The sequence below is a fragment of the Streptomyces sp. BE20 genome (genome assembly GCF_036322525.1).
GTDB lineage: Bacteria > Actinomycetota > Actinomycetes > Streptomycetales > Streptomycetaceae > Kitasatospora.
The window spans coordinates 33,329-44,457 of sequence record NZ_JAQYWW010000690.1 but is presented as its reverse complement, the minus strand read 5'-3'; the positions used below and the strand labels follow the sequence as shown (position 1 = coordinate 44,457).

Annotated in this window: 12 protein-coding genes; 4 read left to right on the top strand and 8 right to left on the bottom strand. The window is 74.4% G+C overall.

Features of this window, described 5'->3' with window-relative positions; translation table 11 throughout:
- Nucleotides 1-545 (top strand): carbohydrate binding domain-containing protein (locus PUR61_RS15785; protein WP_329879480.1); only part of this gene is annotated, 545 nt, incomplete at its 5' end.
- Nucleotides 546-816: 271 nt separating this feature from the next.
- On the opposite strand, the gene PUR61_RS15780 is transcribed toward PUR61_RS15785, so the two are convergent.
- From PUR61_RS15780 to PUR61_RS15760, 5 genes are all read right to left on the bottom strand, one after another.
- Nucleotides 817-2,112 (bottom strand): multidrug effflux MFS transporter, encoded by a 1,296-nt coding sequence (locus PUR61_RS15780; protein WP_329879479.1) that lies wholly within the window; start codon nucleotides 2,110-2,112, stop codon nucleotides 817-819.
- Between the two features lie 165 nt (nucleotides 2,113-2,277).
- Entirely contained in the window at nucleotides 2,278-2,757 is a 480-nt protein-coding gene (locus tag PUR61_RS15775; RefSeq protein WP_329879478.1) for a hypothetical protein, read from the bottom strand.
- 467 nt (nucleotides 2,758-3,224) lie between these two features.
- Nucleotides 3,225-4,109 (bottom strand): alkaline phosphatase family protein, encoded by an 885-nt coding sequence (locus PUR61_RS15770; protein ID WP_443035174.1) that lies wholly within the window; start codon nucleotides 4,107-4,109, stop codon nucleotides 3,225-3,227.
- Nucleotides 4,110-4,296: 187 nt separating this feature from the next.
- On the bottom strand, nucleotides 4,297-4,683 hold the full coding sequence (locus PUR61_RS15765) for an ADP-ribosylation/crystallin J1 (RefSeq protein WP_329879477.1): 387 nt from the start codon (nucleotides 4,681-4,683) through the stop codon (nucleotides 4,297-4,299).
- Between the two features lie 127 nt (nucleotides 4,684-4,810).
- Nucleotides 4,811-6,001, bottom strand: coding sequence for an acyl-CoA dehydrogenase family protein (locus PUR61_RS15760; RefSeq protein ID WP_329879476.1), 1,191 nt, complete (start codon nucleotides 5,999-6,001; stop codon nucleotides 4,811-4,813).
- A 104-nt stretch (nucleotides 6,002-6,105) separates the two neighbouring features.
- Between PUR61_RS15760 and PUR61_RS15755 the strand changes: the two genes are divergently transcribed.
- Both PUR61_RS15755 and PUR61_RS15750 read left to right on the top strand, forming a co-directional pair.
- Complete coding sequence (locus tag PUR61_RS15755) at nucleotides 6,106-6,678, top strand: GNAT family N-acetyltransferase (RefSeq protein ID WP_329879475.1); 573 nt, start codon at nucleotides 6,106-6,108, stop codon at nucleotides 6,676-6,678.
- A 62-nt stretch (nucleotides 6,679-6,740) separates the two neighbouring features.
- Nucleotides 6,741-7,058, top strand: a complete 318-nt coding sequence (locus PUR61_RS15750) for a hypothetical protein (protein ID WP_329879474.1) — start codon at nucleotides 6,741-6,743, stop codon at nucleotides 7,056-7,058.
- An 8-nt stretch (nucleotides 7,059-7,066) separates the two neighbouring features.
- On the opposite strand, the gene PUR61_RS15745 is transcribed toward PUR61_RS15750, so the two are convergent.
- Both PUR61_RS15745 and PUR61_RS15740 read right to left on the bottom strand, forming a co-directional pair.
- Nucleotides 7,067-7,375 (bottom strand): AzlD domain-containing protein, encoded by a 309-nt coding sequence (locus tag PUR61_RS15745; RefSeq protein ID WP_329879473.1) that lies wholly within the window; start codon nucleotides 7,373-7,375, stop codon nucleotides 7,067-7,069.
- On the bottom strand, nucleotides 7,375-8,241 hold the full coding sequence (locus tag PUR61_RS15740; protein WP_329879472.1) for an AzlC family ABC transporter permease: 867 nt from the start codon (nucleotides 8,239-8,241) through the stop codon (nucleotides 7,375-7,377). Before PUR61_RS15740 ends, PUR61_RS15745 begins: the two co-directional genes overlap by 1 nt.
- Before the next feature lie 69 nt (nucleotides 8,242-8,310).
- Here PUR61_RS15740 and PUR61_RS15735 point away from each other — a divergent pair, with 69 nt between their 5' ends.
- Entirely contained in the window at nucleotides 8,311-8,961 is a 651-nt protein-coding gene (locus PUR61_RS15735) for a helix-turn-helix domain-containing protein (protein WP_329879471.1), read from the top strand.
- A gap of 76 nt (nucleotides 8,962-9,037) precedes the next feature.
- Here PUR61_RS15735 and PUR61_RS15730 read toward each other — a convergent pair whose 3' ends face one another.
- Nucleotides 9,038-10,966 (bottom strand): cholesterol oxidase substrate-binding domain-containing protein, encoded by a 1,929-nt coding sequence (locus PUR61_RS15730; RefSeq protein ID WP_329879470.1) that lies wholly within the window; start codon nucleotides 10,964-10,966, stop codon nucleotides 9,038-9,040.
- Nucleotides 10,967-11,129 lie beyond the last annotated feature (163 nt).

Sequence of the window (11,129 nt, the reverse complement as noted above, 5' to 3'; positions counted from 1 at the left end):
CCGCCACCCCCGGCAGCGTCACCGCCGGATCCCCCGCCACGCTCAACATCACCACGGCGGGCACCACCACACCCGGCACCTACCCGCTCACCGTCACCGGCACCGCCCCCTCCGGCACCCACACCAGCACCTACACGCTGACCGTCACCGGCGTCACCCAGCCCGGCGGCCTGGTCAACGGTGGCCTGGAGACCGGCAGCCTCGGTCCGTGGACCTGCCAGAGCGGCGGCTCCGTGGTGAGCACCCCGGCCCACTCCGGGTCCTACGCGCTCCAGGCCGCGGCCAGTGCCTCGCAGACCGGCCAGTGCCAGCAGACCGTCACGCTGGCGCCCAACAAGACCTACACGCTGACCGGTTGGGTCCAGGGCAGCTACGCCTACCTCGGCGTGAGCGGCGGTGCCACCGGCTCCGCCTGGACCAGCGCGAGCGGCTGGACCAAGCTCACCGTGCCGTTCACCACCGGCGCCTCCGGCACCGCCACGGTGTACCTGCACGGCTGGTACGGGCAGGGCAATGTCTTCGGCGACGACTTCTCCATCGCCTGACGGAACGACAGCCGGCGAAAGCCTGAAGCCGACGGCTGACGGCTGACGGCCTATTCCGTCGGAGGACGGACGAGCCCGGCCGTCCCGTCAGGGGTGCCGCTCAGGGGTGCCGCGAGCATGCGTCGCGGCACCCCTGACGCGGTTCCTGGCCGGAGTACCGCGGCACCGGCGGGACCAGGGCCGCAGCCCGGCGCGGCGCGCTGCCGCGAAGGCAGCCGCCCGGCCGCCCCACGGGGGACGGGCGGGCCGGCCGGGCGCGTTCCCCGCCCCGCTACGCGACGGCCGGCTTCGGGGCGTCGGCCGGGGTCGACCTCCCGGGGCGGCAGAGGACGGCGTAGGACGTGGCGGCCAGCACCGAGCAGCAGAGCACGACGATCGCGAGCAGGACCGCCGACGGCTTGCCGCCCAGGCTGCTGAGCGGGGCGACGATCGCGCCGCAGAGAAACGTTCCTGTGCCGATGAGGGCGGAGGCGGAACCGGCGGCCTTCGGGGCGACCAGGCTCAGGGCGCGGGCGGCGGAGTTCGGGAGGACGATGCCGAGGCTGCCCATCATCACGAAGAGCGAGGCGCAGAAGGCGACCAGCCCGAGGTCCCAGACGGCGGTGACGAGGAACAGGGACACGCCCGCCGCGATGGACGTACCGAGGCCCACCGTCATCAGCGTCCCGGCGGTGAAGCGGTGGGCGAGGACGCGGCCGTTCAACTGGGTGACACCGACGATCGCCAGCGAGTTGAGCCCGAACAGCAGGCTGTAGGTCTGCGGGGACACGTGGTAGACCTGCTGGAGCACCACCGAGGAGCCGCTGATGTAGCCGAACAGCGAGCCGAAGGCGAAGGTGCTGGTCAGCGCGAGGCCGAGGAACGGCAGCCGGCGCAGGAGTCCGCCCATGGTGTGCAGCGTCGTCCCCAGGCCCCCGCCGTGCCGGGCGGAGGCCGGGAGGGTCTCCCGGAGGGCGGCGAAGGCGATCAGGGTGAGCAGCAGCCCGAGGACGGCCAGGGCCCCGAAGGTGCCGCGCCAGGAGGTGACGCGGAGGAGCTGGGCGCCGACGAGGGGCGCGAGGATCGGGGCCAGTCCGGATATCAGGGTGATCGAGGCGAGGAAGCGGATCATCGAGACGCCCTCGAAGCGGTCGCGGGCCACGGCGCGGCCGATGACGAGCCCGGCGGCACCGGCGGCGCCCTGGACGAAGCGGCTGGCGATCAGGACGGGCAGGTTGGGCGCGATCACGCAGACGATGCTGGCGACGGTGTAGACGACGAGGCCCGCGAGCAGGGGCGGGCGGCGGCCAAGGCGGTCACTGAGCGGTCCGAAGATCAGCTGGCCGGCGGCGACGCCGAACATCGAGAAGGTGAGGGTGAGCTGCACGGCTGCCGGTTCGGCGACGAGGTCCTCGGCGATCGCGGGGAGGCCCGGCAGGTAGAGATCGGTGGTGAGGGGGCCGAGGGCGACCAGGCCGCCGAGGACGGCGATGGTGGCGCGGCCGGGGGCGTCTGCGGTTCCGGGGTCGGTGGGGGCGGCGGGAGCGGTCGACGTGTCACCGGCGGGGCCGGCGGTCGAACCAGGCATGGGGCTCCTCTCGGAACGAACGCGGGAGTCGTGCTCGCTCCGTCCTACCCCAGCGGCCCGGCGCCCCGACAGTCGGGGTCCACCGCGTGGCCCACGGCCCTCCCTCCGCCGCCCCCTGCCGACCGGAGGGCGGGCCCGTCGGTGCGGGGCCGTCGGGCGGGCCCGTCAGTGCGCGACGCGCTCGGCCCGCAGGGCGGCCTGGACGGCGGCGCCGTCCTGCCACGCGTAGAGCCGGTTGCCCGTCAGGGTCACGTTGTAGTGGCCGCAGGAGCCGGTGACCTTCGAGACGACGCCCTCCGGGAACCAGCCCGCCTTGAGGGTGGCCGGTGCCGGGTGGCCACCGCGGCCGGATGCGGTGGCGGTGCACCCGGCGGGCAGCCTGCCCTCCGGCAGGGTGGCGATCAGCAGGCGGTCGTCGCCGGTGGTCGAGGCCAGGTACCGGACGGAGGAGGCGTTGTCCGGCAGCCAGGTCGGCACCGAGTGGCGGCCGGCCTTGGCCTCGCTGCCGCTGGCGTAGCTGGACTGCTCCTGGTGCCGGCCGTCGTACCAGTCGACGACCCGAGGTCCGACCGCCACGGCCGCGGCGGCGACGGCCATGCCGGTGCCGGCCACTCCGAGTACGACCTTGCCCACGATGCCGTTCATGCCCGCCTGCCCTCTCCTCCTGCGGTGCCGCCCCGTGCGGCACCGCCACCACTGCTGTGCGGCGCGCCGTGCGACACCGCCCACCCGAGCCGCTGCCCGAGCCGTTGTCCGGACCACTGCCCGGACCACTTCCGTACCTCTGCCGGAACCGCTGTCCCCCGCGGCCGTCGCCGACCCGGTCCGGGGGCCGGCGCTCCGGTTGTCTCCCATCCTGGCCCGTCCGCCCCTGTCGGGACGTCACCAGCAAGTCGCGACCGTCCGCCGTCCTTGGGGGGTACGCCCTCCACCTTCAGGCGTACGCGAGGCCGTCCGGTCTAGGGGTTCACCCTGGTCGAGCCTGGCCCGGACGGGGCCGGGGCGCACCCGGCCGGGGCCGCCCGGGTGCGCGGGCCACCCGCTTGCCGCACACCGCACCGGGCCCGGCGTACCGGGCCCTCGTACCGGGGCCGTCCGACCGTCAGGCCCCGTCAGGCCCCGGCCGGGACGGGCCGGGCGACGGGGAACGGACGGCCGTCCAGGGTCCAGTGCGGGTCGATCGGCCGGCCGAGGGCCGCGTACACCTGGGCGGCGACGTCCGGGTGGCGGATCTCGCCGGTGGGCGGCGCGGCGGGGATGTCCGGCCCCGCGCAGGCGACCCAGGCGGTGCGCTCCTCGGGGGTGCGTCCGCCGTGGCCCCCGGCATCGACGTGGCCGTGGTCCGTGACAACGATGATCGTCCACGCCTCGTCGGCGTAGCCGGGCCTGGCCCGGACCGCGTCGAGCAGGCGGCCGAGCCGTTCGTCCGCGGTGCGCATCGAGGCGCGGTACTCGTCCCCGCAACCGAGGAAGTGGGCCGTCTCGTCGACGGCGCCGAGGTAGACGAAGGAGGCCTCCGGGTCGGCGGCGCGCAGGACGTCGACGGCCTCCCGGGTGACCTCCTCGTCGACGGCCTCCCAGGCTTCGGGGGTGTCCTCGGCGGGGGCGACGTAGCTGAGCCGGCCGGGTGCGCGGAACAACGGTCCGCCGGACTCGCCGATCACCAGCGGGTCCCAGCCGGCCGCGACGTAGGTGCGGCGGCGGTCCTGCCGGGCCAGCCGGGTGGTGAAGTCGGGGAAGACGTCGAGCCGGTTGCCGCCCAGGTGGTTGCCCCAGACGCCGTGCTTGGCGGGTTCGACGCCGGTGACGACGGTGGCCCAGCAGGGCCCCGACATGGTGGGTGTGGACTCCGCCACCGTGACGGGCGCCAGGAAGCCGGCCCCCGCGACCTCCGCCAGCCTCGGCATCGGGACCTGCTCCAGCAGGTCGTACCGGACGCCGTCGATTCCGACGACGAGGACCCGGGGCCGGGGGCGGGGCAGCGGTGGTACGGACATGAGGACGGTGGTTCCTTTCGCGGTGCGGGTGCCGGACCCGCCCGCGAGGGCGTCACCGACCGCGTCATGCTTCACGCCTTGCCGGACCACCAGGTGTCCTCCGGCACAACGGCGGGTGACCGTGCGGCGTCCGGTGTCACCGCGCGCGGGCCGGCGGATCGGGCGGCCGGGAGCCCGAACGGCCCGGTCACGACGCGGGCCGGAACTCGTGGACGACCTCGATGCGGCCGACGATGTGCCGGTTGAACTCGGGCAACTCCTCTGCGGGCACCCAGAGTTCGAGGATCGTCCGGCCGCCCGCCCGCCGCACGGGATAGCGGGCGAGGAACGCGGTCTCCACCTCGAACCGCGTGACGTAGCCGACCCCGGACGCGGGGACGTTCCAGTCGCGGGCGATGCGGATCGCGTAGTCCTCGTTCAGCACCGGGTAGAAGACCGGCTGGTCGGGGAGGCGGGGCGGCCAGGCGCGCCGGTCCGCGGCCTCGACCAGGGCCAGCTCCGCGGGACCGGTCGGGCGCCAGAGGGTCGTGGTGGGCGTGACTGAGGTGACGGGCTGCGCCGTCGGGCCGTTCATGGTCACCGAAGGTATCCACGAACGGCCCGGCGGACGAACCGTTTTTCCCGTGCGGCGCCGCCGCGGACGCCGCGCGGGACCGGCCCGGACCCGGCCGGTGGCGACGGTCCGCAGTCGGGACCGGCCGTCAGCGGTAGGCCGACTCTCCGGTGATGGTCTCCCCGAGGACGAGGGTGTGGATCTCACCGGTGCCCTCGTACGTGAGCACCGATTCGAGGTTGTTGGCGTGCCGCAGAACGGGGTACTCGGTGGTGATCCCGTTGGCGCCGAGCACGGTGCGGGCACTGCGGGCGATCTCGAGCGCGGCACGGACGTTGTTCAGCTTGCCGAAGCTGATGTGCGCCGGACGGGCCGCCCCCTCATCCTTGAGCCGGCCGATCCGCAGCGCGACCAGGTACGCCTTCTCGACCTCCAGCATCATCTCCACGAGCTTCTGCTGGGTGAGCTGGAACCCGGCGATCGGCCGGTCGAACTGGATCCGGCTCTTCGCGTAGTCGAGCGCGGTGGTGTAGCAGTCGCGGGCGGCGCCGACGGTACCCCAGAGGATGCCGTAGCGGGCCTCGTTGAGGGAGGAGAGCGGTCCGCGCAGGCCGCTGACGCCGGGCAGGACCGCGTCGGCGGGCAGCACGACCTCGTCGAAGGCCAGTTCGCTGGTGACGGACGCCCGGAGCGAGAGCTTGCCGTGCACGTCGGTCGCGGTGAAGCCGGTCGTGCCGGGTTCGACCAGGAAGCCCCGGACGCCGTCCTCGGTCTGCGCCCAGACGACGGCGACGTCGGAGACGCTGCCGTTGGTGATCCACATCTTGGATCCGGAGAGCACCCAGTCGGCGGCCTCACCCGCGCCCTTGCGGCGGGCCCGGGTCCGCATGTTCGCGGGGTCGGAGCCGAAGTCCGGTTCGGTGAGGGCGAAGCAGCCGATGAGTTCACCGGCCGCGAGACCGGGCAGCCAGCGCTGCTTCTGCTCCTCGGACCCGAAGGCGTGGATCGAGCGCATGGCCAGCGAGCCCTGGACGGAGACGAAGCTGCGCAGCCCGGAGTCGGCGGCTTCCAGCTCCATGCAGGCGACGCCGTAGGCGGTGGCGGTGGAGCCGGTACAGCCGTAACCGTCGAGGTGCATGCCGAGGACACCGAGGGCGCCGAGCTCCGGGGCGAGTTCGCGGGCCGGGAAGACGCCCCGCTCGAACCAGTCACCGACGTGCGGGCGGATCCGCTCGTCGGCGAACCTCCGCACGGTGTCGCGGACGAGCCGCTCCTCGTCGGTGAGCAGGTCACCGACGGCGAGCAGGTCGGCGGGGTCGATCCTGGTCGGCTTCGCCATGGGAGCTCCTTGTTAGTCTCGGCGGGTGCCGGTCGCAGCGCTGGGTACCGGCGAGTATTCCGCACGGGCCCTGCCTTCGGAGGACCGGCGGCGAGGGAGTGAGCATGTACACAGTCCGGCGGCTGGCGGCGGGCGAACTGCGGGACTCGGCGGGGCCGCTGGCCGAACTCCTGGTCGACACCGTCGGCAGCGGCTCCTCCCTAGGGTTCCTCGCCCCGCTCGACGCCGCCGAGGCCGCCGGCTGGTGGCGGGCCCTGGCCCCGGACGTCGCGGCCGGTCGGCTGCTGGTCTGGGCCGCGCACCACGACGCGGACCACCGGATCGCGGGGACGGTGCAGCTGCGCCCGGCGACCCCCGCCAACGGCCGGCACCGGGCGGAGGTGGCCAAGCTGATGGTGCACCGGGCGGACCGGGGCCGGGGGCTGGCCGGCCGGCTGCTGACGGCACTGGAGTCGGCGGCCGTGGAACACGGGATCCGGACCCTGGTCCTGGACACCGAGACGGGAAGCCCCGCCGAGCGGCTGTACGCGGCGGCGGGCTGGACCCGGGTCGGCACCGTGCCGGACTACGCGACCGACCCGTCCGGGACGCCGCACGCGACGACCGTCTTCTACAAGGCACTGCCCGCGGAACCGGCCGCCGGGGCGGACGTCCGCCCCGGCCGGGACAAGCTCTAGGATGACCGCTCTCGCACACGGGCGGGATGCGGGGGGACGTGACGAGACGTGAGGGGTGGACCGTGGCGCGTTGGGCATTGGTCGTCCAGGAGACCGACGGAATAGGCGACGACCGGATCTGGGGCACCAAGGTGCTCGCCGAGATCGAGGGCAGCCGCGAGGACGCCCTCGCCGAACTGCGGAAGCTGGTCCCGTCGTACACGCCGCAGCACCCGTTCAACAGCCGCCGGCGCACGCTGCTGCGGGACGGCGACACCTACATGCTGATCTCCCGGGGGAGCATGCGGGACTACCACTGCGTCTTCAAGGTGTGGGAGCTGCTGTGGGACAGCAAGCGCCCGGAGGTCCAGCAGGAGCGGCTCACCGACGGAACCCGCTGAGCATCGGCTCAGGAGACCCCGGCGAGCCGGAGCAGCGCCGTGGTCGCGGCGGCCGCCACCACCACGAGCGGGAACGGCGCGCGGCGCAGCACGAGGACCCCGGCCACCAGGACGCCGGCCGGGCGTGCCCAGCCCGCGAAGTCGTGGCCCTGCGTGAAGGTTCCGGTGGCGACCAGGGCGACCAGCAGGACGGCGGCGGCCACGGCGAGCAGGTGGCGTACGCGGTCCGAGACGGTGAGCCGGTCACCGAGCAGCGGGCCGGCGATCCGGAACGCGTAGGTGCCGACGGCCAGCAGCAGGACGGCGAGCAGGGGCATCAGTGGACCTCCTCGGTGAGGGGGGTCGGCCGGCTGCGGTCGGCCGCGCCGCCGGCACTGTCGGCGGGGGCGGACGGGGCCGCGTCGCCGGACGGGCCGGCCTTCGCGGCGGAGTCCGAAGGGCAGCCGGCCGGGTCCGCGGGGACGGCGGTATCGGCGGGTCGAGCGGTATCGGCGGTATCGGCGGGCCGGGCGGGATCGGCGGGGCGCCGGGCGAACAGCAGGCCGGACAGGGCGAGCAGGACCGGGACTCCGGCCGGCAGGAACGGCGTGGCGGCCACCGCGACCACGGCGCCGGCCAGGGCGGCCGTCCGGGTGCGGGGGTCGGTGAGCGACGGCAGGACCAGGGCGAGCAGCACGGCCGGGAAGGCCGCGTCGAGACCGAGCGCGTCGGTGTCACCGATCATTCCGCCGGCCGCGGCGCCGACCAGCACGGAGGCGTTCCAGACGGCGAACAGGGCGAGGCCGCAGACCCAGTACGCGGCCCGGCGCCGCCGCCGGTCGGGCTGGAGCAGGGTGAAGGCGACGGACTCGTCGGTCAGGAGCTGCGCGCCCAGCAGTCTCCGCCACCAGGGGCCGTCGAGCACGCCGGCGACGGTGAAGCCGAAGGGCAGCAGGCGCGCGTTGAGCACCAGCCCGGTGGCGACGGCGGCAAGCGCGCCGCCGCCGGAGAGGACGACACCGATGGCCGCGAACTGGGCACCACCGGCGAAGACGAGGACGGACATGACGACCGGCACCCAGAGCGGGAGACCACCGGAGACGGTGATCGCCCCGAACGAGGCGCCGACCAGGGCGTCGGCGAGACAGACCAGGGCGATGTCACGGAGCGTGGAACGTTCCAGGGTTCGGAGGAGCGAACGCATGTCCAGTAGAGTGAACCCCATGGCTGCCGTTCGTCAAGGCGAACGCTTGGACCTGTGGAGCGAACGCGGATGAGTGACACCAGCGACGGGATCCCCCCGACCGACCGCACCGCCCGGCCCTCCGGTGCCGGCGCCGGCAGCGGCCAGGGATCACACCCGGGCTCCGCCACCGGATCGGAGCTGATCGGGCTGATCGCGGCGTCCATCCGGCGCGAGCGCGAGCGCACCGGCCTGTCGATGGCCGAGCTGGCCCGGCGCGCGGGGATCGCCAAGTCGACGCTCTCGCAACTGGAGTCGGGCGCCGGCAATCCCAGCGTCGAGACGCTCTGGGCGCTCGGCGTCGCCCTGGACGTGCCGTTCAGCCGGCTCGTCGACCCGCCGCGCCCGGTGGTCCGGGTGGTGCGGGCGGGCGAGGGCCCGATCACCCACTCCGAGCGGGCCGACTACGCCGCGACCCTGCTCGCCTCCTGCCCGCCCAACGCCCGCCGCGACATCTACCGGATCGACGCCCAGCCCGGCGAGACCCGGGCCTCCGACCCGCACATGACGGGGACGGTGGAGCACGTCCTGCTGGGTGCCGGACGGGCGCTGGCCGGGCCGACGGAGGCACCGATCGAACTGGGGCCGGGCGACTACGTGAGCTACCCGGGGGACGTCCCGCACGTCTTCCGGGCGCTGGAACCCGGCACACTCGCGGTGATCGTGATGGAGCACATCTGACCGGCCATCGGACGGGTTCCGTCCGGCTCACACCCGCAGGACCCTCAGCCCCTCAGGTCCTCAGCCCCTCACGCCCTCACGCCTTCAGCAGCCGGTCGAGGAAGGGGTTGCCGAAGACCCGGTGCGGGTCGTGCCGGTCGAGCACCGCGATCGCCTCGTCCCACCCGGGCCCGCCGCCGTCCCGGTGGCTGGCGGGGATGACCCGGTCGAGGACGTCCGGGTCCGCCCAGGCCGCGTCCTCGGTGTAGGCCCAGCCCTTCGACCACTCGACGCGCAGACCGGCCCTGGTGCCGTCGAAGGAACGCAGCAGGGCCTGTTCGAGGTCCCTGCCGAAACGGTGCAACCCGGGCGTGTCGGGGAAACCGAGCACGTCGAGCCAGACGGCGGTGTCCCATTCGGGCCGGTCGGGACGCGGGCGCAGCGCGGAGAGCAGCGGCGGGCGTGCCCCGGGCACCCCGGACCACGCGGGGTCGTCCAGGCCGGTGACCCGGATCTCCACCGCGCCGTTCACCGGGAACTCGCCCCGCGCCCGGTAAGCGTCGAGCAGCGTCCGGTACCGGTCGGCGAACTCGGCCACCACCCACTGGAGATCGGCCCGACGCGCGAGGATCGCGTAGCCGTTGGCGGTGACCCGCAGGGTGGTGGGCCGCACGTACTGGAGCAGGGTGCGGGACGGACCCCAGAGGTCGGAGCGCAGGCCGCCGGCGAGCAGGTGGGTGAGCACCTCGCCGGTGAGCAGGTCGCGGATCAGACCGCCCGAGAGCAGGATGTCGGTGATGTCGCCGGTGAGCGCCACCTTGGCGATCAGGTACTGGAGCTGCCCGAAGAGCGGGGCCACGGCCCAGGAACCGCCGACGAGTTCACCGGCCAGACGGGCGACGGGCTCCGGAATCGAGTCGGAGAAGGGGTAGTTGTAGGGCTCGTCGACGGCGCGGGAGCCGAACGGGCGGGTCGGGGCGACGCTCCAGGTCTTGAGCCAGGGGCGGTCGGTGTAGGCGAACCAGATGACCTCGGCGCGGCCGTCCCGTTCGACGAAGTCGGCGAAGGTGCGCGGCCGGCCGGCGGTACCGGGCCGGGCGAAGAGTTCGGCGGCCGGGATGTCCAGCCGGCTGACGCAGCGCAGCGGCCGGTCGGCACCGGCCCGGAGGACCACCTCCGTGAGGAACGCCCGGCCGAGGTGGACCAGGAAGGCGGCGCTGTCGGCCTCGGACCGGTCGAAGGTGCGCAGGGCGTACCGGTCGGTGGCCGGGTCGTGGACGACGGCCGTGAGCCGGGTGACCTGGTTGCTGACCGAACCGTAGCCGTGTCCGTCGGGCCGCAGTTCGCCGGCCGCGGGGACGGCGGTGCCGTGGCCGCCGATCGCGAGCACGCCCCCGACGGTCAGTTCGCCCGGGGCCGGCACGGCGGTGAGGCCGAGACCCCGGCCGGCCAGGTGGGCGAGCAGGTCCTCCATGGTGGCGCCGGTCTGGACCCGGACGGTGGTGGGAGAGTCGGCGGTGATCGCGGTGAGGTGGCGGGTGGTGTCCAGCAGCAGGACGCGGGCCGCCCCGGGGGTGCCGTCGGCGACGGTGAGCGGTGCCCAGGTGTGCCGGTACCCCTGGGGGCGCAGCCGCCAGCCGTGGGCGCGCGCCCAGTCGGCGAGCGCGGGGATCTCCTCGGGGGTGCGCGGGGCACAGGTCCAGAGCTGGTCGGTGCGGACCTCACCCGACCAGTTCTGGTAGACGCTCCGGGTGATCTCGGTGCCGGCGGGCAGGTCGGGCGGGGGCGGGAGGGCGGGGAGGGTGGCGGCCTCGGCGCCGTCCGGTCCGACGGTGCCGCGCAGCAGCCAGGCGCCGGTGCCGAGCGCGGCGGTGGCGCCGAGGAGACGCCGACGGCTGAGGCCGGTCGGGGCGCCCCGGCCAGGGCGGTCGTCGTGGTGGCCTACGCCGCCGGGGTCGCCGCTACCGTGACCGTCCCTGCCGCTGCCGCTGCCGCTGCCGCGATCGTCGCGCTGTGGTGTCGCCATGCCCGCCCCTGTCGATCGGCCCCGGCGGACCGGGGCCCGGATGGTTCCCCCGGTTCGGGGCGAGCGTACGGAGCGGACCGTTCGAGCACGGGGCGACGCCTCGCGATCTTCACTCGATCAGGTGAACCTTGCCCCGTTCTGCGACAGGCTCGTAGGTTATGAG

Coding starts and splice junctions, on each gene's coding strand:
- PUR61_RS15780 (WP_329879479.1), bottom strand. CDS start 2,112: ATGCCTGGTTCGACCGCCGGCCCCGCCGGTGACACGTCGACCGCTCCC.
- PUR61_RS15775 (WP_329879478.1), bottom strand. CDS start 2,757: ATGAACGGCATCGTGGGCAAGGTCGTACTCGGAGTGGCCGGCACCGGC.
- PUR61_RS15770 (WP_443035174.1), bottom strand. CDS start 4,109: ATGTCCGTACCACCGCTGCCCCGCCCCCGGCCCCGGGTCCTCGTCGTC.
- PUR61_RS15765 (WP_329879477.1), bottom strand. CDS start 4,683: ATGAACGGCCCGACGGCGCAGCCCGTCACCTCAGTCACGCCCACCACG.
- PUR61_RS15760 (WP_329879476.1), bottom strand. CDS start 6,001: ATGGCGAAGCCGACCAGGATCGACCCCGCCGACCTGCTCGCCGTCGGT.
- PUR61_RS15755 (WP_329879475.1), top strand. CDS start 6,106: ATGTACACAGTCCGGCGGCTGGCGGCGGGCGAACTGCGGGACTCGGCG.
- PUR61_RS15745 (WP_329879473.1), bottom strand. CDS start 7,375: ATGCCCCTGCTCGCCGTCCTGCTGCTGGCCGTCGGCACCTACGCGTTC.
- PUR61_RS15740 (WP_329879472.1), bottom strand. CDS start 8,241: ATGCGTTCGCTCCTCCGAACCCTGGAACGTTCCACGCTCCGTGACATC.
- PUR61_RS15735 (WP_329879471.1), top strand. CDS start 8,311: ATGAGTGACACCAGCGACGGGATCCCCCCGACCGACCGCACCGCCCGG.
- PUR61_RS15730 (WP_329879470.1), bottom strand. CDS start 10,966: ATGGCGACACCACAGCGCGACGATCGCGGCAGCGGCAGCGGCAGCGGC.